General features: G+C 73.4%; 23 protein-coding genes. 14 read left to right on the top strand and 9 right to left on the bottom strand.

Translation table 11 applies throughout. From position 1 onward, the window contains the following. Positions 1-5: 5 nt before the first annotated feature. A complete protein-coding gene (locus tag A6R01_RS18345; protein WP_366925112.1) occupies positions 6-140 on the top strand; it encodes a helix-turn-helix domain-containing protein in 135 nt (44 codons plus the stop codon). 7 nt (positions 141-147) lie between these two features. Here the strand turns inward: A6R01_RS18345 and A6R01_RS14070 are convergent, their stop codons facing one another. The 6 genes from A6R01_RS14070 to A6R01_RS14045 all read right to left on the bottom strand — a co-directional run bounded on the left by A6R01_RS14070 (position 148) and on the right by A6R01_RS14045 (position 5099). Next, positions 148-1074: a maleylpyruvate isomerase family mycothiol-dependent enzyme gene (locus A6R01_RS14070; protein ID WP_292606982.1), complete on the bottom strand. Its 927-nt coding sequence runs from the start codon at positions 1072-1074 to the stop codon at positions 148-150. A gap of 39 nt (positions 1075-1113) precedes the next feature. Then, the gene (locus A6R01_RS14065) at positions 1114-1245 is read right to left on the bottom strand and encodes a hypothetical protein (RefSeq protein WP_292606979.1); all 132 of its coding nucleotides are present in this window, start codon (positions 1243-1245) and stop codon (positions 1114-1116) included. Positions 1246-1290: 45 nt separating this feature from the next. Then, positions 1291-1602: a hypothetical protein gene (locus tag A6R01_RS14060; protein ID WP_292606975.1), complete on the bottom strand. Its 312-nt coding sequence runs from the start codon at positions 1600-1602 to the stop codon at positions 1291-1293. 199 nt (positions 1603-1801) lie between these two features. Continuing rightward, positions 1802-2752: an alpha/beta hydrolase gene (locus tag A6R01_RS14055; protein ID WP_292606972.1), complete on the bottom strand. Its 951-nt coding sequence runs from the start codon at positions 2750-2752 to the stop codon at positions 1802-1804. A gap of 23 nt (positions 2753-2775) precedes the next feature. Next, positions 2776-3936: an acyl-CoA dehydrogenase family protein gene (locus A6R01_RS14050; protein WP_292606970.1), complete on the bottom strand. Its 1161-nt coding sequence runs from the start codon at positions 3934-3936 to the stop codon at positions 2776-2778. Positions 3937-3950: 14 nt separating this feature from the next. Further along, positions 3951-5099 (bottom strand): acyl-CoA dehydrogenase family protein, encoded by a 1149-nt coding sequence (locus A6R01_RS14045; RefSeq protein WP_292606968.1) that lies wholly within the window; start codon positions 5097-5099, stop codon positions 3951-3953. Positions 5100-5194: 95 nt separating this feature from the next. On the opposite strand from A6R01_RS14045, the gene A6R01_RS14040 reads away from it, so the two are divergent. The 4 genes from A6R01_RS14040 to A6R01_RS14025 all read left to right on the top strand — a co-directional run bounded on the left by A6R01_RS14040 (position 5195) and on the right by A6R01_RS14025 (position 10450). After that, the gene (locus A6R01_RS14040; protein WP_292606966.1) at positions 5195-6889 is read left to right on the top strand and encodes an ATP-binding cassette domain-containing protein; all 1695 of its coding nucleotides are present in this window, start codon (positions 5195-5197) and stop codon (positions 6887-6889) included. Positions 6890-6955: 66 nt separating this feature from the next. Next, positions 6956-8749 carry a DUF294 nucleotidyltransferase-like domain-containing protein gene (locus A6R01_RS14035; RefSeq protein WP_292606964.1) on the top strand — a complete coding sequence of 598 codons (1794 nt, stop codon included), beginning with the start codon at positions 6956-6958 and terminating at the stop codon, positions 8747-8749. A gap of 1 nt (position 8750) precedes the next feature. Beyond that, the gene (locus A6R01_RS14030) at positions 8751-9344 is read left to right on the top strand and encodes a 3'-5' exonuclease (protein ID WP_292606961.1); all 594 of its coding nucleotides are present in this window, start codon (positions 8751-8753) and stop codon (positions 9342-9344) included. 53 nt (positions 9345-9397) lie between these two features. Continuing rightward, positions 9398-10450, top strand: a complete 1053-nt coding sequence (locus A6R01_RS14025) for a GNAT family N-acetyltransferase (RefSeq protein WP_292606957.1) — start codon at positions 9398-9400, stop codon at positions 10448-10450. 314 nt (positions 10451-10764) lie between these two features. Here the strand turns inward: A6R01_RS14025 and A6R01_RS14020 are convergent, their stop codons facing one another. Beyond that, positions 10765-12084, bottom strand: a complete 1320-nt coding sequence (locus A6R01_RS14020) for a trypsin-like peptidase domain-containing protein (RefSeq protein ID WP_292606954.1) — start codon at positions 12082-12084, stop codon at positions 10765-10767. 110 nt (positions 12085-12194) lie between these two features. Between A6R01_RS14020 and A6R01_RS14015 the strand changes: the two genes are divergently transcribed. The 3 genes from A6R01_RS14015 to A6R01_RS14005 all read left to right on the top strand — a co-directional run bounded on the left by A6R01_RS14015 (position 12195) and on the right by A6R01_RS14005 (position 17362). Further along, on the top strand, positions 12195-13814 hold the full coding sequence (locus A6R01_RS14015; RefSeq protein WP_292606952.1) for a long-chain-fatty-acid--CoA ligase: 1620 nt from the start codon (positions 12195-12197) through the stop codon (positions 13812-13814). A gap of 166 nt (positions 13815-13980) precedes the next feature. Further along, complete coding sequence (locus A6R01_RS14010; RefSeq protein WP_292606949.1) at positions 13981-16845, top strand: choice-of-anchor A family protein; 2865 nt, start codon at positions 13981-13983, stop codon at positions 16843-16845. Between the two features lie 124 nt (positions 16846-16969). Beyond that, the gene (locus A6R01_RS14005; protein WP_292606945.1) at positions 16970-17362 is read left to right on the top strand and encodes a hypothetical protein; all 393 of its coding nucleotides are present in this window, start codon (positions 16970-16972) and stop codon (positions 17360-17362) included. 19 nt (positions 17363-17381) lie between these two features. Here the strand turns inward: A6R01_RS14005 and A6R01_RS14000 are convergent, their stop codons facing one another. Together A6R01_RS14000 and A6R01_RS13995 are read right to left on the bottom strand one after the other, a co-directional pair. After that, a complete protein-coding gene (locus A6R01_RS14000) occupies positions 17382-17990 on the bottom strand; it encodes an HAD family phosphatase (RefSeq protein WP_292606943.1) in 609 nt (202 codons plus the stop codon). A 77-nt stretch (positions 17991-18067) separates the two neighbouring features. Next, positions 18068-19357, bottom strand: a complete 1290-nt coding sequence (locus A6R01_RS13995; RefSeq protein WP_292606940.1) for a citrate synthase — start codon at positions 19355-19357, stop codon at positions 18068-18070. A gap of 292 nt (positions 19358-19649) precedes the next feature. On the opposite strand from A6R01_RS13995, the gene rplM reads away from it, so the two are divergent. The 6 genes from rplM to A6R01_RS13965 all read left to right on the top strand — a co-directional run bounded on the left by rplM (position 19650) and on the right by A6R01_RS13965 (position 24505). Continuing rightward, on the top strand, positions 19650-20093 hold the full coding sequence (rplM, locus tag A6R01_RS13990; protein WP_292606939.1) for a 50S ribosomal protein L13: 444 nt from the start codon (positions 19650-19652) through the stop codon (positions 20091-20093). A gap of 29 nt (positions 20094-20122) precedes the next feature. After that, on the top strand, positions 20123-20635 hold the full coding sequence (gene rpsI / locus A6R01_RS13985) for a 30S ribosomal protein S9 (RefSeq protein ID WP_292606937.1): 513 nt from the start codon (positions 20123-20125) through the stop codon (positions 20633-20635). Positions 20636-20755: 120 nt separating this feature from the next. Continuing rightward, positions 20756-22096, top strand: coding sequence for a phosphoglucosamine mutase (glmM, locus tag A6R01_RS13980; RefSeq protein WP_292606935.1), 1341 nt, complete (start codon positions 20756-20758; stop codon positions 22094-22096). A gap of 47 nt (positions 22097-22143) precedes the next feature. Next, positions 22144-23037 (top strand): ATP-binding cassette domain-containing protein, encoded by an 894-nt coding sequence (locus A6R01_RS13975; protein ID WP_292606932.1) that lies wholly within the window; start codon positions 22144-22146, stop codon positions 23035-23037. Continuing rightward, positions 23034-23834 carry an ABC transporter permease gene (locus tag A6R01_RS13970; RefSeq protein ID WP_292606929.1) on the top strand — a complete coding sequence of 267 codons (801 nt, stop codon included), beginning with the start codon at positions 23034-23036 and terminating at the stop codon, positions 23832-23834. Before A6R01_RS13975 ends, A6R01_RS13970 begins: the two co-directional genes overlap by 4 nt. Positions 23835-23914: 80 nt before the next feature. After that, positions 23915-24505, top strand: a complete 591-nt coding sequence (locus A6R01_RS13965) for a hypothetical protein (protein WP_292606927.1) — start codon at positions 23915-23917, stop codon at positions 24503-24505. Position 24506 lies beyond the last annotated feature (1 nt).

Below are 24506 nucleotides of genomic sequence, written 5' to 3'. Positions count from 1 at the left end.
CGGCCATACCGCTGCTGGAGGCCGATCTGCCGGTGCAGCGGGTCGCGTGGATGTGCGGCTATGACAGCCAGAGCGCCTTTGCCGCCATGTTCCGCCGGGTGACGGGCCTGTTGCCCGCCTCGTTCCGGCCCGGACGCTGACGACCCATCAGCACTGCTGCGTGACATCGCCCGACGGGATCGCCTGACACAGCAGGGCCTGACCCCGGCCGGGTTGCGGCCCTTCAAGCGCCGGGTGGGTGACGCCGCCCTCGAGCACGCGCTGCATGACGCGCTCGATGGCGCGACGCAGCGCGGCCACCTCGGAGCGGTGCTCCGGGGGCAGCGCGTCGAACTCGTACTGCACGATGCGGCCGACGCGGCTGTGCGACGCGTGCCAGGCGCTGAAGTCGTGCACGAAGCGCCGCAGACGCTCGGGCGGGGCGGCGGCGGGGTCGTCGGTGGTGGCGCGGTGCCACAGGAGCAGCAGGAGCTCGCGGGCGGTGCCGCGCAGGTGGACGTGGGGCTCGCCGTCGCCGATGCGCACCGGGTCGGCTCCGCCGGGGACGTCGGTGGCCTCGAGGACCAGGGTGCCGGCCAGCGGCTCGGTGCGAGCCATCTTCACCTGGCGCAGGTAGAAGGTGTCCTGGACCTCGCGGACCCCGTCCCAGGCGAGCACGGGGTCGGGCTGCCACTCCTCCTCACGACCGGCGGCCGAGAGCAGGTCGTAGGTGTGGATCGACACCTCGTGGGTCTGGCGTCGGGCCCACCAGCCCGCGGTGCCGACACCGCGTCCGAAGGTCCATGCCGGCGCGGCGGGGTCGGTGGTGGCGAGGGTCTCGACCAGGTCACCGGCGTGCCCGGCGTACCAGGCGGCGAGCTCGCTCAGGTCCGCCGGCGCGTCCTCGGGCCGGCCCTCCGGGGTGCCCTCGAGGACGGCGTGACGCGCCCACTGGTGGACGCTGCCCAGGTGCTCGACCAGGTCGGCGACGCACCACTCCGGGCACGCGGGCACCGACGCGGTCAGGTCGACCTCGTCGATGAGCCGGGCGACGCGGCCGGTGGCGGCGGTGAGCAGCGCGTTCCAGTCGTGCATCCCGCCATCCAACCAGCCGCGACCGGTCGACGCCGTGACTCAGCCCACGGTGACGCGCTTCGTGCCGCTGCGGCTCGGCGCGCGCAGGTCGTCTCCGCGGAAGAGGACCTGCACCTCGACCCGCCCCGACGACAGGCGCAGCGTCACGGCCGACCAGGTCGTCGAGGCCACGGGTGGCGGGGTCGTCCAGCGCGGCGACCTGCGCCGGGGCCGGGCTCACCAGCTCGACGTCGTACGCCGCGGCCCGGGAGGAAGAGGTCGTACTCGTAGGAGTCGCCGTGCGTCGGGCTCGTCGGGGCACGTCGTCAGCTCGGGCTGGACCGGGTAGGACGCGGGCATCGGCAGCGGCCCGTCGGACCACCCGGTGCCGAACCCGCGGGCGTCGCGGGCCGCGTCGGCGCTGCGCATCGTGGCGCTGCGGGCGATCACCTCGCCGGGCTCGCCGAGGTGGCGGTGGATCTCGGGGAGGCCGCCGACGGTCTGCTGCGGGGCGAGGCCCGCTCGCTCGTCGGCCCCGGCGGCGGTCACCGCCGGGGGACGGCCAGGGCGGCGGAGGCGAGGCCACCCACGAGGCCGGAGGTCAGCAACGTGGCTCGGAGGGTCACGTCAGGCGCAACGAGGCCTTACCCGTGCGGTCACGGCCCGGGGACCGGGTGTGCCTATCTCACACCCGCTCACTCCCGGCCGGGGCGCCCGTTCCCGCGTGGCTGGTCCGTCCGCCTGCGGGTCAGCGGTGGAGGAGCTCCCCGAAGAGCCGGCAGGTCTCCAGGACCGCCGCGTCGGCCGCTGGGGAATGGCGCCCCATGTCGACGAAGCCGTGGATCAGGCCCGCGAACCGCCGGTGCTCGACCCGGACGCCGGCGTCCGCGAGGGCTCTCGCGTAGCCGTCGCCGTCGTCGCGCAGCGGGTCGAACTGGGCCGTGACCACCACCGCGGGAGCGAGCCCGGCCAGGTCGCCGAGGCGCGGGGACAGACGCGGGTCGCTCGGGTCCACGCCGGCGGGACCGGCGTACTGGGCGCCGAACCAGAGCATCGTCTCGGCGTCGAGGAAGTAGCCCTCGGCGTTGTCGCGGAAGGAGGCGGTGTCGGCACCCATCTCGGTGACGGGGTAGATCAGCAGCTGGGCGGTGAGGTCGTACCCCTGGTCGCGCAGGTGCTGGGCGGTGACGGCGGCGAGGTTGCCGCCGGCGGAGTCGCCGGCCACGGCGGTGCGGTGGTCGCCGCCGAGCTCGGCGGTGTGCTCGACCATCCAGTCGGCGGCGACCAGGGTGTCCTCGACCGCCGCCGGGAACGGGTGCTCCGGCGCGAGGCGGTAGTCGAGGGAGACCACCACCGCGCGACTGTGATCGGCGATGGTGCGGCAGGCCAGGTCGTGGGTGTCGAGGTCGCCGATCACGAAGCCACCGCCGTGCAGGAACAGCACGGTCGGCAGCGGGCCCTCGGCGTGCGGCCGGTAGACCCGAGCGGGGCGGGGCCCGGCCGCGCCCGGCACCTCGGTGTCGGTGACCTCGGCCATCGGGGGCAGCAGCGAGTCGTCGCGCAGGTCCACGGCGAGCGTGCGGAACCCGGCACGGGCCTGCTCGGGAGTCTGCTGCGACATCGGGGGTGTGCCGGCCGCGGCCAGGAACTGCAGCAGCGCACCGGTGGCGGGGTCGAGCTCGGGGTGCAGGTCGGTCATCGCAGGGTGCTCCTCGCCCGGTCTCAGCCGACCGCGAGCGGGTCGATGGCTCCGTGGCCGGCGACGGTCGCGGCGAGGTCGGCGAGGTGGTGGTCGCCGTCGCCGAGCAGGTGGTCGAGGGCGGTGAGGACAGCGGTGTAGGAGCCGACGGAGTACTCCGCGGTCATGCCGATGCCGCCGTGCAGCTGGATGGCCTCCTGGCCGACGTGGCGACCGGCGCGGCTGGCCTGCAGCCCGGCGCGGGCAGCGGCGTCGCGGACCCGGGCGGGGTCGCCGGTCTGCAGCACCATGGTCGCCCACGACACGACGCTGGTGGCCAGCTCCAGGGAGACGTACATGTCGGCCGCACGGAAGGTCAGCGCCTGGAAGGTGTTGAGCGTGACGCCGAACTGCTTGCGGCTGGTGAGGTAGCCGCAGGTCGTGCGCAACGCGGTCTCCATGGCACCGACCGCGGTGTTGGCGGCCATGATCCGGGCGATGTCCAGCACCGTCGCGATGCTGCCGGCCAGGTCGCGGCCCGGCTCGCCGAGCGGGGTCGCCGGGGTGCCGTCGAAGGTCACCTGGGCGGCGCGCCCACCGTCGTACGTCGGGTAGCCGGTGCGCTCGGCGGCCTCGGCGTCGACGAGGAACAACCCGGTGCCGCCGTCGGGCAGCGCGGCGCTGACCACGAGCTGGTCGGCGCGGGCGCCCTGGACGACCGGCTCCTTGGTGCCGGTGAGGGTCCAGCCACCACTGTCGGGATCAGCGCCGTCCTGCGCGGCGGTCACCGCGCTCGCGGTGGGCGCCCAGCGTGAGCCCGGCTCGTCGTGGGCGAAGGCGAGCAGCCGCTCGCCCGAGGCGAGCGCGCCGAGCACGTCCTGACGCTGGTCGGGGGTGCCGCAGGCCTGGACCAGGCCGCCGGCGAGGACCACCGCGTGGAGGTAGGGCTCGGGGGCGATGACGCGGCCGATCTCCTGGCACACGATGGCGATCTCGACCGGACCGGCACCGACCCCGCCGTCCTCCTCGGAGAACGGCAGGCCCAGCAGGCCCATCTCGGCCATCTGCGACCAGACCTGCTCGCTGAAGCCGGGGTCAGCCTTGCAGGTCTGGCGTCGCTGCTCGAAGTCGGAGTAGGCCTTGCCGAGCAGCCCGCGGACCGCGTCGCGCAGGGCGTCCTGCTCGTCGTCGTAGGTGAAGTCCATGTCCGGTCTGCCTCTCAGAGTCCGAGGATCGTGCGGGCGATGATCTGGCGCTGCACCTCGTTGGAGCCGCCGTAGATCGAGGCCTTGCGGTAGTTGAGGTAGGTCGGCACCGTGCGGTGCACCCAGTCGGGCAGGGCGCCCTCGTCGGTGCCGCTGGCCAGGCTGGCCGGACCAGCGAGGTCGACGAGCAGCTCGGTCACGGCCTGCTGCAGCTCGGTGCCCTTGAGCTTGAGCACGCTCGAGGCCGGGTGCGGCTCGCCGTCGGCGGAGTGGGCGACCACGCGCAGGGCGGTGAGCTCGAGGGCGAGCAGCTCGTTCTCCAGCTCGGCGACCCGGGCGGCCACGAGCGGTTCCTCGAGGCGCTCCGGCGCGAGGCGCTTGGCGCGGGCCAGGGCGGCCTTGGTGGCCCCCACCGGGGCCACGCCGACGCGCTCGTTGCCGAGGAGGAACTTGGCCATCGTCCAGCCCTGGCCGGGCTCGCCGACGAGGTTCTCGCCCGGGACCCGGACGTCCTCGAACCACACCTCGTTGACCTCGTGGCCGCCGTCGATCAGCTCGATCGGGCGGACGGTGAGGCCGGGGCTCGTCATGTCGATGAGCAGCATCGAGATGCCGGCCTGCTTCTTCACCTCGGGGTCGGTGCGCACGAGGGTGAAGATCCAGTCGCCGTGCTGGCCCAGCGTCGTCCAGGTCTTCTGGCCGTTGACGACCCAGTCGTCGCCGTCCTTGACCGCGCTGGTGCGCAGGCTGGCCAGGTCGGAGCCGGCGTCGGGCTCGGAGAAGCCCTGGGACCACCAGATCTCGCAGCTCTTCGTCTTCGGGAGGAAGCGCTCCTTCATCTCCTGGCTGGCGAACTGCGCGAGCACCGGCCCGATCATGGAGGCGTTGAACGCCAGCGGGACCGGGCAGCCGGCCGCCTGCATCTCCTCCAGGTAGAGGTGGCGCTGCAGGTCGCTCCACCCGCGTCCGCCCCACTCCTCGGGCCAGTGCGGCACGGCGAGGTCGTGGTCGTCGAGGAGCTTCATGCTCCCGGCGATCTCCTCCTTGGAGAGCTCCCGACCCTCCAGCACCTTGGTGCGGATCTCCTCCGGCACCACGGTGGTGAAGAAGGTCCGCATCTCCTCGCGGAAGGCCTGGTCCTCGGGCGACAGGGCGAGCTGCATGGGCTCACTATGGCGCAGGTCACCAAGCCCCGCGCCACCCCGGGTGGCGATATCGAGGTGACCCGGGACGGGGTCATCGCGGAGAATCCTCGGACGTGGGACACGTGGACGTCGCCGGGGTGAGGTACGAGCTGCCCGACGGGAGGGTGCTGCTCGACGAGGTGTCGTTCCGCGTCGGCGAGGGCGCCAAGGTCGCGCTGGTCGGCGCCAACGGTGCCGGCAAGACCACCCTGCTGCGCATCGTGACCGGCGACCTCGTGCCGCACGCGGGCGTCGTGACCCGCAGCGGCGGTCTCGGCGTCATGCGCCAGGACGTGAAGGCCGGGCTCGGCGAGGACCCGACCGTCGCCGACCTGCTGCGCAGCGTCGCGCCGCCGCGGGTGCGCGCCGCCGCCGACGAGGTGGACCGGCTCGAGCTGGCGCTGATGGAGAGCGACGACGAGGCCACCCAGATGCGGTACGCCGAGGCGCTGGCCGAGTACGCCGACGCCGGCGGCTACGACCTCGAGGTCACCTGGGACGTCGTGACCAGCGCGTCGCTGGGGGTGCCCTACGAGCGGGCGAAGTACCGCGCGCTCTCGACCCTGTCCGGCGGCGAGCAGAAGCGGCTGGTGCTGGAGTCGCTGCTCAGCGGACCCGACGAGGTGCTGCTGCTCGACGAGCCCGACAACTACCTCGACGTCCCCGGCAAGATCTGGCTCGAGCAGCGGCTGCGGGCCAGCGACAAGACCGTGCTGATGATCAGTCACGACCGCGAGCTGCTCGACAACACCGCGACCCGTGTCGTGACCGTGGAGCTCGGGTTCGCCGGGAACACGGTGTGGACCCATCCCGGTGGCTTCGCGTCGTACCACCAGGCCAGGAAGGACCGCTTCGCCCGCTTCGAGGAGCTGCGGCGGCGCTGGGACGAGGAGCACGCCAAGCTCAAGGCGCTGGTGCTGCGGCTGAAGGTGAAGGCGGAGTTCAACGACGGGATGGCTGCGGCGTACAAGGCGGCGCAGACCCGGCTGCGGAAGTTCGAGGAGGCCGGGCCGCCGACCGCGCAGCCGCGCGAGCAGCAGGTGACGATGCGCCTCAAGGGCGGCCGCACCGGCAAGCGGGCGGTGGTCTGCGAGCAGCTCGAGCTCACCGGGCTGATGCGGCCCTTCGACCTCGAGGTCTGGTACGGCGAGCGCGTCGCGGTGCTCGGCTCCAACGGGTCGGGCAAGTCGCACTTCCTGCGGCTGCTGGCCGCCGGTGGCAGCGACCCCGACGTCGGCAACCGACCGGTCGGTGAGAACCCGATCAAGCCCGTCGAGCACACCGGCCTGGCCAAGCTGGGCGCGCGGGTGCGCCCCGGCTGGTTCGTGCAGACCCACGACCACCCCGAGCTGATCGGCCGGACGCTTCTGGAGATCCTGCACCGCGGCGACGGGCACCCGGACGGGCGCCAAGGCATGGGGCGGGAGCAGGCTGCCCGCGTGCTGGACCGCTACGAGCTCGCGGCGTCGGGGGAGCAGACCTTCGAGTCGCTGTCCGGTGGTCAGCAGGCGCGCTTCCAGATCCTGCTGCTGGAGCTGTCCGGCGCGACGCTGCTGCTGCTCGACGAGCCCACCGACAACCTCGACGTGCAGTCCGCCGAGGCGCTGGAGGAGGGCCTGGCGGCCTTCGAGGGCACGGTGCTCGCGGTGACCCACGATCGGTGGTTCGCGCGCGGCTTCGACCGGTTCCTGGTCTACGGCGCCGACGGCGAGGTCTACGAGTCCGACGGGCCGGTCTGGGACGAGGGACGGGTGCAGCGGGTGCGCTGACCCCGCTCCATCGTCCGGGACCTACGGCCCCTGGCCGGGAGCGTCCGCCCGTCGCAGGATGGAGCCGTGCCGCGACGTGACCGGATGCCGCCCGAGGTGCTCGCCGACCTCGTGGACCTGCTCGCGGCCTGCCGCGCCTTCGCCGGGGTGGACCGCGCACGGCTCCACGAGGTCGCCCGGGACGTCGAGGTGGGCTACCTCGCGACCGGGGAGCCCCCGGTGCGTCCCGCGCTGGTGGTGATGCGCGGCGAGCTGCGGGTCTTGGACGCGGGCGGCGCCGTGACCGACGTCGTCGACGCGGGGGAGTACGCCGCCGTCGGGCCCGACTCCCGGGTCGAGCCGGTGACCAGCGCGCTGGTGGCGTGGCTCGGCGACAGGGCCCGGTCCCTGGCCTGGTCTGGGGCGCGCGACCCGGCGTGGCGGCCGCCGGTCCAGGGCACGGGCACCCGGCTGCACGCGACCCCGGTCCGTGCCGTGATGAGCAGCCCTGTGCTGATGGTCGAGCCGTCGGTGACCTGTCGCGAGGCCGCGGGGCTGATGCGCGAGCGGCGGGTCTCCTCGGTGCTGGTGCTCGGGCGGGACGGCCCGGGGGTCCTCACCGACCGCGACCTGCGCTCCCGGCTGGTCGCAGAGGGACGACCGGCCGACACCGTGGTGGCCGAGGTGGCGTCGTACCCCGCGCTCGTGGTGGGTGCCGACGTGACCTGTGCCGAGGCGCAGCTGGAGATGCTGGCCGCCGGGGTGCACCACCTGCCGGTGGTCGAGGGCGGCCGGGTCGTGGGGATGGTGACGTCGACGGACCTGCACACGCTGGAGGCGCGCAGCCCGCTGGCGGTGCGCTCGGCGGTCGACCGGTCCGCGACGGTCCCGGAGGTGGCGGCCGCGATGACCGAGCTGCCGGCCTCGGTGGCGCGGATGCTGGGCGACGGAGCCGGGCCGCGGGAGGTCGGTCGGGTCGTGGCGACGGTGACCGACCGGGTGCAGCGTCGGCTGCTGGACCTGGCGTTCGCCGAGCTCGGGCGGCCGGAGGGGGACTTCGCGTGGCTGTGCTTCGGCAGCCAGGCCCGGCGTGAGCAGACCGTGCTGACCGACCAGGACACCGGGCTCGTGCTGCCCGACGGAGGTGGTCCCGAGGTCGAGACGGCCTGGGCGGCGGTGGCGGCCTGGGTCACCGACGCCCTGGAGCAGGTCGGCTACCCGCGCTGCCGCGGCGGCGTGATGGCCTCCGAGCCGCTGTGGCGCCACGACCTGGCGGGCTGGCGCGCTCGGCTCGACGGGCTGGTGCGCCAACCCAGCGAGCACCACCTGCTGGAGAGCGCGATCGTCTTCGACGCCCGGGTCGTGACGGGCTCGGTGACGGCCGCGGACCTGCTCGGCCCCACCCTGGCCAGGACCGTCCGGGACGCGATGTTCCGGGGGCGCCTGGCGCGGGTGGCCACGACGCACCGGCCGCCGCTGGGCTTCCTGGGGCGCCTCGCGGTCGAGCACCGGGGCGAGCACCGCGGGCAGCTGGACCTGAAGAGGGGCGCGCTGCTGCCCGTCGCCGACCTGGCGCGGCTGACGGCCGTGGCCCGGGGCGGCCCGGAGGTCGGCACCGACGAGCGGCTGGAGGCGGCGGCCGAGACCGGCGCGATGTCGCGCGACCTGTCGGCGACGCTGCGGGCGGGCTACACCCTGGCCCTGGGGCTCCGGCTGCAGCGGCACGCCGAGCTGTTCGCGGCGGGGGAGTCGCTGTCCAACCACGTCGACCCGGTCGCGCTCGACCCGTGGGTGCGCGCGGAGCTGAAGGAGTACTTCAAGGCCGTCCGGGTGGCGCAGGAGCACGTCGCGTCGACGTACCTCGTCGGGATGCTGGGCTGACGTGGCGATCGGGGCCGCCCGCGGGACCGGCTGGCGCGAGGCCGACCTGCTGGTGCTCGACTTCGAGGCCACGAGCGCCGAGCCGAGGTCCGCGCAGCCGCTGTCCGTGGGCTGGGTGGGCATCGGCGACGGTCGGGTGCGGGCCGCCGAGTGCGGGTACGCCGTGGTCAGGCACGTCGACCCGGTGCCGGCCGGGGCGCTGGCGGTGCACGGCCTCACCCCCGACGTCGTGGCCGCCGGACGGCCGCCGGAGGAGGTGCGCGAGGAGCTCGGCGCCCTGCTGGCGGGGCGGGTGCTGGTGGCGCACCACGCGCCCCTGGAGGTCGCGCTGCTGAAGGGCTGGGGGCTGCGACCGGACGCGGTGCTGGACACGCTGGCGCTGCTGCGACGTCTCGACGAGCGGGCCGGTCGCCCGCGGGCCGACGTGACGCTGGCGGGGGCCGCGCGGCGCTTCGACGTGCCGGCGGCGCGGGCGCACCACGCCTTCGGCGACGCCTGGACGACGGCGCTGCTGCTCCTCGGGCTGGTCGGTGACCTCGAGGCCGAGCGGGGCGGCGTGAGCCTGGACGACCTGCTGCGGCTGGGGCGGGGCTGAGGTCGCGTAACTCGGTGGCCCGGGTCGCGGCGCCACGGCAGGATGTCGGTCCCGTGAGCCCCGATCCCTCTCCGGCCGTCCGGATCTCCCGCGTCGACGTCCACGACGATGCGGCGCTCGCCGCCTGGCACGACCTGGTCGAGCGCTCCGAGCGCCATGACCACGGCGATCTGGCGACGGTCTGGACGCTGCCGGAGCTGACCGCGGAGCTGCGCTCGGGGAGGCGCCAGGTGTCCTCCGCGGCGTACGTCGGCACCGTCGAGGGCCGGCCGGTCGTGTGGGGGATGACGATGCTGCCGCAGCTGGACAACCTGGCGACCGCGGACATGGGCGTCGCGGTGCCGCCGGAGGGGCGGCGCCGGGGGTACGGCTCGGCGATGCTGCGGCACCTGGAGGCCGAGGCGACCGCGGCTGGGCGGTCGGTGCTGACGGCGGAGGCGATGTGGCCGGTGACGGCGCCGCGCGACGGCGTGGGGCAGGCGGGGGTGGAGTTCGCGCAGCGGCACGGCTTCTCGGTCGGCAACGTCGAGGTGAAGAGGGTGCTGCGCTGCCCCGTGCCGACCGAGCGGCTCGACGAGCTGGCGGCGTCGGCCGCTCCCTGGCACGAGGGCTACGTGCTGCGGTCGTGGACCGGGCCCGTGCCCGACGACCTGCTGGAGAGCTGGGCCGTGCTCACCTCCAGCCTGACCAGCGAGGCCCCGACCGGCGACCTGCACGTCGAGCCCGAGGCCGCGGACGTCGAGGCGGTGCGCGAGAACGAGCGGCTGCTCGTGGCGCAGGGGCGGACGGCGTACCGCTGCGTCGCGATCGCGCCGGACGGCACCGCCGTGGGCTACACCGAGCTGGTGACGACGGTCCACGAGCCGGGGCGGGCCTACCAGTGGGGGACGCTCGTGCACGGCGACCACCGCGGCCACCGGCTCGGGCTGGCCCTGAAGGTCGCGACCCAGCGCGCGGTGCAGGAGACGGGCCGGCTGGACCCCGCCGGCCCGGTCGACCACGTGCTCACCTGGAACGCCGACTCCAACACCCACATGGTCGCGGTCAACGAGGCGCTGGGCTTCGAGCCGGTCGAGTGGTGCGGGATGCTGCAGAGGCGGCTCTGACCCGGGGTGGTCCCATCCGTCACAGGAGGCTCAGGAGTCACGCGGGGGAGATAGTCCGCATCACAACGAATGCTGCGCGCGCGCTGAGGGTGAGATCGGATGCGTCGTATCCCGCCCGCCGGCCGACCCCACCAGCCCCACCGACCACACCCTCCCCACCAGCAGCGCCACGACCCCCGCCCCACCCGGGAGACGGACCGGTGGGACGGGGGTCGTGGTGATCGGCGGGTACGGAGGGAGGGGCCGCGCCCACCGACCGGGTCCCGGCGCAGCGACGCCACCGGGAGGTCGGGGATCCGGGGATCAGAGTGAGGTCATGACTGGTCGGCGTCGGAGTCGAGCACGAGCGTGGTGGTCTGCTCCTCGCCGTCGCGCTCGAAGGTCACGGTGACCTCGTCGCCGGGGCGGTAGGAGCGGATCGTCGCGACCAGCGAGTCGGCGCTGGTGATCGCGCGGTCGTCGATGCCGGTGATGATGTCGCCCTCCTGCAGGCCCGCCTCGCCGGCGGTGGAGCCGGCCCCGACGGTGCGCACCTGGGCGCCGTCGACGACCAGCGCACCCTCGGTGGACGACGAGCCCGGTCCCGACCCCGAGCCGCCCGAGCCGACGTCGACCCCGACGTCGCTCACCGAGATGCCGAGCCGGGCGTGGGTGGGCGCCTCGCCGGCGGCCATCTGCTCCACGATCGGCATGATCTCGTCGATGGGGATCGCGAAGCCCAGGCCGATCGACCCGCCCTCGCTGGTCTGCCCGAACGGGCTGCTCGATCCGGTGGTGCGGATCGAGGAGTTGATGCCCACGACCCGACCGGCGAGGTCGACGAGCGGTCCACCGGAGTTGCCGGGATTGATCGCGGCGTCGGTCTGGACGGCGGGGTAGACCGTGGCGTTGCCCTCGCTGTCGGTGCCCACGTCGACGGGACGGTCCAGCGCCGAGACGATGCCGCTGGTGACCGTGGCGTCGAGGCCGAACGGGCTGCCGATGGCCACGACGTCCTGGCCGACGGCCAGGGCGCTGGAGCTGCCGATGCTGGCCGGGGTCAGGCCGGAGACGTCCTGGGCCTGGATCAGCGCGGTGTCGGTGAGCGGGTCCAAACCGAGGATCTCGGCACGGGCGTGACTGCCGTCGGCGAAGTCGACGGTGATCGTGCCGCCCTCCTCGGCCACCTCGACCACGTGGTGGTTGGTGAGGATCTGACCGTCCTCGGTGAGCACGACACCGGAGCCCGAGCCGCTGCCGCCGCTGCCGGAGACGTTGATCTTCACCACCGAGGGGAGCACCGCCTCGGCCGCGGCCTGGACCGAGCCGTCGGTCGCGGCGGGGGCCGGTGCGGCGTCGAGCACGGGCGAGGCGCTCGCGGTGCCGCTCGACGTGGTGGTCGCCGACGTCGACTCCGGGCCCCACTCCTGCCACGCGACGGCCCCGCCGACGCCAGCGGCGCCGCCCGCGAGAACCGAGGTGGCCAGCACGGCGGCTGCGAGCCCGGCTCCGCGGCGACGGCGCGGCGGCGGGGGAGCGGCGTACGCCGGCTGCCCCTGCGGCTCGGTCTCCCAGATCGGACCCAGGTCTCGGGTCGGCTCGTGCTGGTGCTCGGGGGTGGCCCCGCTCGGTCGCGGGTCGGGCGTCTCGGTCATGACCCCACTGTGCGCAGCCAGCCTGTGAAGCGGCTTAGAGAGCGCTGGGTGGTGGGGAAGAACCATCGGCAGCCCTTGAGTCAGTCTGTGACCTGGACCACACTCGCGGCATGACCGTGACGGACGCACCCACCGACCTCATCGACACCTCCGACGCCCCCGCGCCCCGCTTCGTCGACGACCGGCTCGCGCACTGGGCCGCGACCACGCCCGACGCGGAGTGCTTCACCTACCTCGGCCGCACCTGGACCTACGCCCAGACCGACGACCGCGTACGCCGCTTGGCCGGTGCCCTGCACGGGCTCGGGGTCGGGCGGGGCGACACGGTCTCGTTCCTGGACAAGAACCACCCGGCCTGCGTGGAGCTCAGCCTGGCCGCGGGGTCGCTCGGTGCGGCCAACGCCATCATCAACTTCCGGCTCGCCGTCGACGAGATCGACTACGCGGTCAACGACGCCGGCGCGAAGGTGCTGCTGGTCGGCACCGAGCTGATGCCCACCATCGAGGCGATCCGCGACCGGCTCACCACCGTCGAGCACGTCATCGAGGTGACCCCCGAGGGCGGCGAGGGCGACGCCTACGAGCAGCTGCTGGCCGGCGCGGAACCGATGACCCGCCCCGACGACGTCTCACCCGATGACACCTGCCTGGTGATGTACTCCTCCGGCACCACCGGCCGCCCCAAGGGCGTGATGCTCAGCCACGCCAACATGGTCGCCCACACCCTCAACGCCCACGACGGCTGGGGATTCGCCCCCGGCGACAAGTCGATGGTGGCGATGCCGCTCTTCCACGTCGGCGGCTCCTCCTACGTCCTGTTCGGTCTCCACGACGGCATCCCGAGCGTGATGACCCGCGAGCCCGACGGGGCGTCGCTGGCCGGCGCGATCCTGGCCGGGGCCAACCGCACCTTCCTCGTGCCGGCCGTCCTGGCGCAGGTGCTGCAGTCGGGCCCGGACGCGGTGAAGCTCTTCGGGGCGCTGAAGACCTACACCTACGGCGCGGCGCCGATGCCGCCGCCGCTGCTGCGGGCGGCCATGGAGGCCTGGCCCGGCACCGACTTCATCCAGGTCTACGGCCTCACCGAGGTCGCCGGCGTCGTCACCCACCTGATGCCCGACGAGCACCGCTCGGCGATCCCCGACGGGCACCCCGAGCGGCTGGTCTCGGCCGGCCGGGCGATCCCCGGCGTCGAGGTGCGCATCGTCGACCCCGGCACGCTCGAGGACGTCGCGACCGGCGAGCCGGGTGAGATCTGGTTGCGCACCCCGCAGCGGTTCCAGGGCTACCTCCACAAGCCGGAGGCGACCGCGGAGGTCGTCACCGAGGACGGCTGGTTCCGCTCCGGGGACCTCGGTCGGCTCGACGCCGAGGGGTACCTCTTCGTCGAGGACCGCCTCAAGGACATGATCATCAGCGGCGGGGAGAACATCTACAGCCCCGAGGTCGAGCGGGTCCTCGCCGAGCACCCGGCGGTCATGGAGGTCGCGATCATCGGCGTGCCCGACGAGCGGTGGGGCGAGTCGGTGAAGGCCGTCGTCTCCTTCCACGAGGGCGCCAGCGCGACCGAGGAGGAGCTGATCGCCTTCTGCCGCGAGCACCTCGCGCACTACAAGTGCCCCCGCAGCATCGACGTCCTCGACCTGCTGCCACGGAACCCGACCGGCAAGATCCTCAAGCGGGACCTGCGCCAGCCCTACTGGGACGGCCGGTCGCGCCAGGTGAACTGACAGGTGGACTGAGGGGGCGACGACCGCTCGATGGGGTCCGGTCCAGACCACCGGGCCCCGTCCTCGTCCCCGTCAAACACCCTTCCTCAACAGGACCTCCACGGCACGGCAACATCGCCGGATCCGGTGGCACGGTGGCCTCACATCCACTGACCAGGGGGGTCACATGCTGGGGGGCACTTCTCGGCGCGCGTCCGCACGCGCCGTCACCACCGGGCGACCGTTCGCCCGTCGCGGCAGCCGTGCCGCTGACTTGGCCGAGCGGACCGACCGGCCCGGCACCGGCCGGGCGCTGACCGTCGCCGGCACCGGCGCCGTCCTCGCCTTCACCGGGGTGCTCGTGCCCGGCCTGCTGCTCGAGGGCAGCTCGGCGACCGGCACGAGCTGCACGGAGGTGACGCAGCCGCTGGGTCCGGCGACCGGCTTCACCGAGTTCGTGCTGACCGACGGCCACCGCGGCTCGGAGTCCGAGGGCGCGATCGCCTACGGCGGGGACCTGCCGACCGCCATGACCGTCGGCACCCGACTCACGTCCGCCGCCAGCGCGCCGACCCTGGTGATCGCCGGCAGCCACGGTCAGTGGTTCAACCTGCAGAAGGGCTCGGCGTACGTCGTGCCCTCCTCGGGCGTGAACTTCAACGGCGGCGGCAGCTACCTCGCCAGCAACCCGATCGACTTCGCCGCGAGCTTCGCCTACCTCGAGGGTCTCTCCGACGACCTCGCGACCAGCAGTGCGACCGGCACGGTCTCGGTCGGCACCGCCGGCGGCAACCAGGTGCTGGTGCTCAGCGGCACCAACACCGACTACAACGTCTTCACGATCAGTGCCGCACAGCTGGCCTCGCAGGCGGGCATCGGCTACGACGTCCCCGCCGGCTCGCAGATCCTGGTCAACGTGACCGGGGCCGCGCCGACCGTCACCGGCCAGATGTGGATCAAGCAGGGCGGCAGCTGGCAGCAGGTCAGCGACACCACGATGGAGAACTGGCCGGGCATCCTCTGGAACTACACCGGCTCGGACACCTTCACCGTCCAGGTCGGCTCGGCCTGGGGCGGCACCATCCTGGCCCCGCGCGCTTTCGTCGACGTCGCGTCCGCCGGCCACACCATCGGCCAGATCATCGCCCGCAAGCTGACCTCCAACTACGAGACGCACCAGCGCCTCTTCCCGAACACCACCTGCGTCCCCAGCGGCAGCGGCACCGGTACGCCGACGCCGACCCCGACCGGGTCGGCCACGCCGACCGGCGGACCGACCGCCACGGTCACCGTGACCGAGACGGCCACGGCCACCGCGACGGCCACGGAGACGGTGACCGAGACGGCGACTGCCACCGCGACCGCGACGGCCACGGAGACGGTGACCGAGACGGCCACGGCCACCGCGACCGAGACCGCGACGGCCACCGCCACGGCGACGGCCACCGTCACCGAGACGGTGACCTCCTCGCCCTCGCCCACAGCGACGACGACCCCGGGTGGACCGGGCGGCACCCCGGAGCGCTCGGACGTGACGATCGCCAAGGCGGTGTCCGACGCCGCTCCCGAGGGCGGTGACCAGGTCACCTACACGCTGACCGTCACCAACCAGGGCACGGCTCCGGCCACCGGCGTAGTGGTCCGCGACGACCTGCCCTCGGGCGTCACCTACGTCAGCAGCAGCCCCGGCTGCTCGATCGCCGGCAGCGTGCTGACGTGCGCCGTGGGCGACCTGGCGCCGGGCGAGTCGGTCTCCCTGGAGATCGTGGCCACCGTCAACCCGACGGCCGGCGCCGGGCGCCCCGTGGACCCGCAGTCGCACCACTGGCTCACGCCGTACAAGTCCGAGCAGCAGATCGACCTCGAGCCCGGCCAGACGCGCACCGTCACCGTGGACTGCGTCGACGGCGGCATCGTGACCGACGGGTCGGTGCGCATCGACCACGTCGACCAGGACACCGGTGACACCTCCGACGTGCACGTGCTCTACGCCGGCTCGCCGACGATCAGCACCTGGAAGGCGATCGTCCGCAACGACGCGACCGGCCGCGCCCAGGCAAAGGCGTTCGTCGCCTGCCTGCCGGCCGAGACCGGTGTCGCCGACAGCCAGGCGGGCACGGGCAACAGCCACACCCACGACCTGATCGCCGACCCCGACCTGGTGACCGACACCCAGGCGCTGCCCGCGGGCACCACCTCGATGACCGTCACCTGCGCCACCGAGGGCACCTTCCCGATCGCCCCCACCTACGCGCTCAGCGGCGGCGAGGCGTGGCTGGTGGGCTCCGAGCCCCTCGGCGGCCGGACGTGGGAGTTCACCTTCCTCGTGGACGACCCCACCACGGCGACCGTGAGGGTCCGGTGCCTGCACCTGACCACCTCGGCGACGCAGGGGCACACCCACGACCTGCAGTACACGATCGAGACGGCCACGGCGACCGTGCCCGCCGGTGCCAACGTCGAGCGTCAGCTGCACTGCCCCGACGACGCCAAGGGCATGGTGTCGGGCTGGAACGCCCCGCCGGGGGTGAACGTGCTCGGCAACGACCCGCGCCTGAAGACCCGGGCCTTCCGGTTCGAGAGCACCTCGAGCACCGACCAGCAGGTCACCATGTGGCTGGTCTGCTTCAAGGACCGCACCACCGTGGAGTCCATCGGCACCGACGCCCCGCTCCTGGTGACCAACGTGGCCCGGGTGACCTCGACCTCCGAGGACGCCGACCCGGGCAACAACCAGGGCACCGCGTCGATGCTGGTCTCGCCGGGCAGCACCCACGTCTCGCTGCCGCGGGTGGCGCTGCGCAGCGGCGGGAAGCTGGAGCTGCAGGTCCTCTCCTCGGTCCCGGGGACGAGCAAGGTCGTGGTCAAGGTCGGCGGCACGATGTTGGCCAAGGGCCGCCTGGTCCTCGACCCCGACCACCAGACGCCCGGCACGGTGAAGCTCACCAAGAAGGGCAAGCGCATGCTGGCCCGCAAGGACGTCGTGGCGAAGGTGACGGTTGACCCGACTCGCGGCCGCACCGCTCGGGGGAAGGTGCAGCTGCAGGGCTGAGCTCCGCCCCGCCCACGGGCGTGGGTCGCGACCAGGCACCGGTCGTGGCTCACGCCCGTTCTGCGCTCCCGGGGCCGGGCCGGGACGTTGGCGTGCCCTGCCCGCTCCTGCGATCCTGGCGCCCATGCGGTTCACCGAGCACGAGATGACCCGGGCCATGGAGGCGGCGGCCAAGTCCGTCCTCGCGTTGCGCCGGGCCAACCGCCGCCGCGACGTCGACGTCGTGTGGTCGCAGATGACCCGCTACCAGCGCTACCAGCTGCTGGACTCCCTCGGCGACCAGGTCCTCCCGGTCCTCGTCGCGCTGCCCGACGTCGAGGTGGCCGCCGGCACCCGCCCCACGTTCACCGACGAGCAGGTCACCGCGGCGGTCACCGAGCGGATGTCCGCCGACGGCGGTGGGCGGCTGCGCAGGGCCGTGCTGCTGCGGGCCCGCGTCGCGCTGGTGCAGGCGGCCCTCGCCGGCGTACCCCCGCGGCAGGACCCGGACGCGCTGGTGGTCCCGGACCACCTGTGACGGGTGACGAACGCGTTGCTCAGACGGGCAGGCCCAGGGCGCGCAGGTCGGTGCGCAGCCGGTCGGCCCCGGTGAAGACCAGGCCGTGCAGGCCGCAGGCGATCGCCGCCTCGACGTTGGAGGCCCGGTCGTCGACGAAGACCAGGTCGTACGCCGGCAGGCCGGCCCGCTCCACGGCCAGCTCGTAGGCGGCCGCTTCGGGCTTGGCCACGCCCTCGGTGCCGGACACGACGACCGTGCCGAGCAGGCCCAGCACGGGGAACAGCCGCGGGGCGTGGGGGTGGTAGAGCTCGTCGGACAAGTTCGTCAGGCCCCACTGCCCGATGCCCGCGGCGTGCAGCTCGCGGATGATCTCGCTGGTGCCGGGGACGGGCCCGAGCAGTGAGTGCTCGAAGTGGCGCCGGTAGGCGCGCGCGTGCGGCAGCCAGTGCGGGTGGCTCAGCTCCAGTGCCGCCTCCGCGTCGTCCCAGGAGTCACCGGAGTCGGGGCCGTGGTTGTAGGCCATGAAGTCGACGTCGTCGGCGTCGAGGAAGCGTCGCGCCTCGGCCTCGCCGACGCCCGCGGCGATGGCGTGGAAGGGATCCCAGTCGACGATGACGTTCCCGAGGTCCCAGATCACCCCGCGCACGCGAGGCTCGTCAGGGCCCGGAGACGGGACGACCCCGGACGCGGCGTCCGGGGTCGTGCCGTGTGGAGCGGGGTGGCTCATGCCCACCGCTGCTCGCGCGGGGTGAAGTCGAGACCGCGGTCGCCCATGTAGAGCTGCTTGGGACGGGCGATCCTCTGCTCCTTGTCCTGGGTCAGCTCCAGCCACTGCGCCAGCCAGCCGGGGGTGCGGCCGATGGCGAAGAGGACCGTGAACATCTCCGGCGGGAACTGGAAGGCCTCGTAGATCAGGCCGGAGTAGAAGTCCACGTTGGGGTAGAGCTTGCGCTTGACGAAGTACTCGTCCTCGAGCGCGATCTTCTCCAGCTCCAGGGCGATCTCGAGCAGCGGGTTGACCCCGGTGACCTCGAAGACGTCGTCGCAGGCCTTCTTGATGATCTTCGCGCGCGGGTCGTAGTTCTTGTAGACCCGGTGGCCGAAGCCCATCAGGCGCTCGTTGCCGTCCTTCACGCCCTTGATGAAGTCGGGGATGTTCTCCTTCGACCCGATGCGGCGCAGCATCCGCAGCACGGCCTCGTTGGCACCGCCGTGCAGCGGGCCGTAGAGCGCGCCGATGCCGGCGGCGACCGCGGAGTAGGGGTCGACCTGCGAGGAGCCGACCGAGCGGACCGCGTTGGTCGAGCAGTTCTGCTCGTGGTCGGCGTGCAGGATGAACAGGGTGTCCAGCGCTCGCACGAGGCGCTCGTCGGCCTCGTACTTGCTCTCGCTCATCTTGAAGAGCATCGAGAGGAAGTTGGCGGTGTAGGACAGGTCGTTGTCGGGGTAGACGAACGGCTTGCCCTGCGCGTGGCGGAACGACCAGGCGCCCAGGGTCGGCATCTTCGCGATCATGCGGATGATCTGCATCTGCCGGTTGTCGGCGTCCTGGATCATCCCGGCCTCGGGGTAGAACGTCGAGAGGGCCCCCACCGACGCCATCAGCATCCCCATCGGGTGCGCGTCGTAGCGGAAGCCCTCCATGAAGCCCTTCACGTTCTCGTGGACGAACGTGTGGTAGGTGATGTCATGGACCCACTGCTCGTACTCCACCTTCGAGGGGAGCGAGCCGTGGATGAGGAGGTAGGCGACCTCGAGGAACGTCGAGCCCTCGGCGAGCTGCTCGATGGGGTACCCGCGGTACTCCAGGATGCCCTTGTCACCATCGATGTAGGTCACGGAGGAGCGGCAGGAGGCGGTGTTGACGAAGCCGGGGTCGTAGACGGCCAGTCCGGGCGCGTCGTCACCGGTCTTGATCTTCCCGAGGTCCGCGGCCTTGATGGCGCCGTCGGCGATCGGGACGTCGTACTCCTGTCCGGTGCGGTTGTCACGGACGGTCAGAGATTCGGTCACGCCTTGCGACTCTAGTCCGCTCTCCCCGCGAGCGGGAATCCGGTGTCCCACGGAGCGGCCCTCGCACCGTTTTGGCGTACGCCGTCGGCGGCCCTAGTCTTGTCGGTCGCGACCTCTGCCGCGTGCTGGCCCTCCGGGCCGGCGTGCAGATCTGGACGTGAGCCGCACCCGACCTCCTCACCAGGAGCCGGGTGGGTCGGTGCGAACCAGGCCGTGTTCGTCAGCGGTCGCAGCAGCACCACCCCGGCCGGGGCCTCCGGTCGGGACCGACGAACGAACAGGTAGTACTGCCGTGCGCACCTACAGCCCCAAGCCCGCTGACGTCCAGCGCGAGTGGCTCGTGATCGACGCGACCGACGTCGTGCTCGGTCGCCTCGCGACCCACACCGCCAACCTCCTGCGGGGCAAGCACAAGCCGACCTTCGCTCCTCACATGGACATGGGCGACTTCGTGATCATCGTGAACGCCGAGAAGGTCGCCCTCTCCGGCTCCAAGGCCACCAAGAAGATGGCCTACCGCCACTCGGGCTACCCGGGCGGTCTGTCCTCCACGCCGTACGGCGAGCTGCTGGACAAGGACGCCCGCAAGGCCATCGAGAAGGCTGTCTGGGGCATGCTCCCCAAGAACAAGCTGGGTCGCCAGATGCTGAAGAAGCTCAAGGTCTACTCGGGCCCGAGCCACCCGCACGCCGCCCAGCAGGCCACGCCCTTCGAGATCAGCCAGATCTCCCAGTAATCGCCACCGCAGAGGATTTGAGGACCACCATGGCTGACTCCGCCACCACCGAGACCACCGAGGTCGAGGAGACCTACACCACCGACGAGCAGGGCATCGCCTACAGCTCCGAGTCCGCGCCCTCGGCCGACGCCGAGGCCCGCCCGGCCACCATCGCCCCCGCCGCGGCCACCGGCCGCCGCAAGGAGGCCGTCGCCCGCGTCCGGATCGTCCCGGGCACCGGCGTGTGGACCGTCAACGGTCGCACCCTGGACTCCTACTTCCCGAACAAGCTGCACCAGCAGGTCGTCAACGAGCCCTTCGCCGAGCTGCAGCTCGAGGGCCGCTTCGACGTCATCGCCCGCATCCACGGCGGCGGCATCACCGGTCAGGCCGGCGCCCTGCGCCTCGGCGTGGCCCGCTGCCTCAACGCCGTCGACGTCGAGGCCAACCGCCCGGCCCTGAAGAAGGCCGGTCTGCTGACCCGCGACGCCCGCGTGATCGAGCGCAAGAAGGCCGGTCTGAAGAAGGCGCGTAAGGCACCTCAGTTCAGCAAGCGCTGACCTGCGCCGTGTGACGGGCACCTGGCGGCGTTGTCGTCAGTCGACGGCCAAACCCGGGCCGCCTTCCCTCCTCCGCCTTGCCAGGCACTCCGTCACACAACGCAGGAAGGTCGATCTGACATGGGACGACTCTTCGGCACGGACGGGGTCCGCGGTCTCGCCAACGGCGACCTGACCGCGGACCTCGCTCTGCGTCTGGGTGAGGCTGCCGCGCGCGTGCTCGTCGGCCAGGTCGACGGCCGGCGTCCGCTGGCCGTCGTGGGCCGCGACACGCGCATCTCGGGGCAGTTCCTCGAGCACGCCGTCGTGGCGGGGCTGGCCTCGGCCGGCGTCGACGTGCTGCGGTTGCGCGTGGTGCCTACCCCGGGCGTCGCCTACCTCACCGACCACCTCGCAGCCGACCTCGGCGTGGTGATCTCCGCGAGCCACAACCCGATGCCCGACAACGGCATCAAGCTGCTCGGCCGCGGGGGGCACAAGCTCGACGACGCGGTGGAGCAGGCCATCGAGGCGGCCATGGACACCCCGGTGACCCTGCCGACCGGTGCAGGCGTGGGGCGCGTGACGCCGTACGCCTCGACGATCCCCGACTACGTCGCGCACCTCGTCGACACCCTCGACGTGCGCTTCGACGGCCTCACCGTGGTGCTCGACTGCGCCCACGGTGCCGCGCACGAGGCCGGCCCGAAGGCGCTGGCCGCCGCGGGTGCGCGGGTCATCCCGATCGGGGACCGCCCCGACGGGCTGAACATCAACTCCGGCTGCGGCTCGACCGACCTGACCGCGCTGCGGCAGGCCGTGCTCGAGCACGGGGCCGACGCCGGCTTCGCCGTCGACGGCGACGCCGACCGCTGCCTCGCCGTCGACCACACCGGCCAGGTCGTCGACGGCGACCAGATCCTCGGCCTGCTGGCCGTCGCACTGCGCGAGCAGGGCCGCCTGGCCCAGGACACCCTGGTCGCCACCGTGATGAGCAACCTCGGGCTGCACCAGGCGATGACGGCCGCGGGTGTGCGGATCGAGCAGACGGCGGTCGGAGACCGCTACGTCCTCGAGGCGATGAGGGCCGGCGGCTTCTCCCTCGGCGGCGAGCAGTCGGGCCACGTCATCCTCAGCCGGCACGCCACCACCGGCGACGGCCTGCTCACCGCGCTGCACGTGATGCAGTGGATGTCGGTCAGCGGCCGCTCGCTGCGCGACCTGGCCTCCCGGGTGCGCCGCCTGCCCCAGGTGCTGGTCAACGTGCCCGGTGTCGACAAGGACCGCACCGACGACGCCGAGCTGCTCGCCGCGGTCGCCGCGGAGGAGGCCGAGCTCGGCGGAGAGGGCCGCGTGCTGCTGCGGGCCTCCGGCACCGAGCCGCTGGTCCGCGTCATGGTCGAGGCACCCACGCAGGAGCGCGCGCAGGCGGTGGCCGACCGGCTCGCCGACGTCGTGCGTGCCCGCCTGTCCCTGGCCTGAACGACTCGGGGTGAGCTCGCCGCTCCCGCGCGGCTAGGGTCGGGTGGGTGGAAGCTCCCGCTCTCGAGGTCGTGGGCCTCGGCAAGTCCTTCGGGTCGGTGCGCGCCGTCGACGACCTGTCCTTCCGGGTCGAGCCCGGCCGCGTGACCGGCTTCCTGGGTCCCAACGGCTCGGGCAAGACCACCACGCTGCGGATGCTGCTCGGCCTGGTGCGCCCGAGCGACGGGCGGGCGCTCGTCGGTGGGCACGCCTACGCCGAGCACCCGGTGCCCGGCGCGCTGGTCGGCGCCGCGCTCGAGGCGACCGGGTTCCACCCCGGCCGCACCGGAGCGGCCCACCTGGCGGCGTACGCACCGCAGGTGGGGGTGGGGCGCGAGCGCTGCCGCGAGGTGCTGGAGCAGGTGGGGCTGACCGCCGCCGCGGACCGCAAGGTCGGCGGCTACTCCCTGGGCATGCGGCAGCACCTCGGCCTGGCCACCGCGCTCCTGGCCGACCCGCCGGCGCTGGTGCTCGACGAGCCGGCCAACGGCCTGGACCCGGAGGGCATCGTGTGGCTGCGCGGGTTCCTGCGGCACCTGGCGGCGCAGGGGCGGACCGTGCTGGTCTCCTCGCACGTGCTGGGGGAGGTCCAGCACACCGTCGACGACGTGGTCGTCATCGCCCGGGGCAGCCTGGTGCACGCCTCGTCGCTGTCCGAGCTGGCGGCGACGGCCGGTGCGCGGACCTACGTCGAGACGCCGACGCCGGAGCGGTTGGCCGAGCTGTGCGCGGAGCGGGGCTGGACCTGCGCGCCGACCGGTGCCGGGCACGAGGTGCCCGACGTGCCCGCGGCCGAGGTCGGCGCGGCGGCGTACGCCGCAGGGCTGGAGCTGCACCAGCTCGCCACCCGGGGCGCGGACCTCGAGGACGTCTTCCTGCGACTGACGGGAGCGGCGGCATGAGCAGGTTCACCGCGGCGCTGGCCGCCGAGTGGCGCAAGCTGACCAGCACGGCGCTGTGGTGGGTGCTGGCCCTGGGCATGGCGGCCTACCTCGCGTTCGTCGGTGCGGCGATGGCCTTCTCGCTCACCGTTGCACCCGAGGGGCAGGCGCCACCGCTGGGCGGGCTCGACGCGGCGCTGACGGTCTACGGCGTGCTCAACGCCGTCGGCTACGTCTTCCCGCTGGTCGTCGGCACGCTGCTGGTCACCACCGAGGTCCGGCACAAGACGCTGACCCAGACCCTGCTGGCCGAGCCGCGGCGCGGGGTCGTGCTCGGCGCCAAGCTGGTCCTGGCCGCGGGCATCGGCCTGCTCTACGGCGTCGCCGGCGTGGTCGGGCTGGTGGCCGCGGGGGCGCCGGTGCTGTCGGCGGTCGGTGACGGCGCGTTCCTCGGCGACCCGCAGGTCGTGCGGGCGCTGCTGCTGGGCGTGCTCGTGACGGGTCTGTGGGCCGTCCTCGGCACCGGCTTCGGCGCGGTCGTGCCGCACCAGGTGGCCGCCGTGGTCGCGATCCTCGCCTTCACCCAGTTCGTCGAGCCGATCGCCCGCCTCGCCCTCGGCGCGGTCGACGGGCTCTCGGTCGTCTCCGCCTACCTGCCCGGCGCCGCTGCCGACGCCGTCGTCGGGGCCAGCCTGGTCAGCCAGATGGGCGACGTCGACCTGCTGCCGGCGTGGGCCGGGGCGCTCGTCCTGCTCGGGTACGCCGCCGCCCTCACGTTCGCCGGGCGGCTGACCACCTTCGCGCGGGACGTGGTGTAGCGCCCCTCCTCCGGCCCTCCTTCCGCTGGGCCTGTGGAGGGGCGCTCGCGGCTGTCGGCGATCTGGCGTAGACCTGTGCCGTGCTCTCGGGATCGTGGCGGTGGTCGGCGCGGTCGTCGGTGTGGCTGCTGGCCTCGCTGACGGCCGGTCTCGTGCTGTGCACGGCCGTGGTGCTGGGGGCCGCCGGTCCCGGGGCTGCGGGCCCGGTGCTGGAGCGGCACGGCCTGCTGGTGCGGCTGCCGGCCGGGACTGAGGTGCTGCCGCCGGGGGAGCGGCTGCTCTACCGCGACGTCGATGGCTCGGTGGCGGCGTCGGTGGCGGGGGCGGCGCTGCTGGCTCCCGGGGCGTGCCCCGACGTGCCGGGGTCGTCGCGCGGGTTCGTGGGCGTGGTGCGCGGCGACCACGATGAGCTGGTCCGGGCGTGGTCGCGGGGGCTCGCGGCCGCGGTCGGGTCGGCGCCGACCCGGTCGGACGTGGGGGCGCCGGTCGGGCGTCGTACGGACCTGGCGGTGGAGGGGCGCCTCGACGCGCCCTGCCAGCCGCCGCGGGGGCACGCCAGCCTGCTCACCCGCAGCGGGGTCACGGTGGTGCTGGTGCGCGACGTCGGGGCCGCGGGGGCCATCGACGACGCGAGGGCCGAGCTCATCCTGGCCTCGACGGGGTTCAGATGAG

Source organism: Nocardioides sp. REDSEA-S30_B4 (assembly GCF_001627265.1).
Classification (GTDB): Bacteria; Actinomycetota; Actinomycetes; order Propionibacteriales; family Nocardioidaceae; genus Nocardioides.
This window is presented reverse-complemented; position numbering and strand designations above follow the sequence as displayed.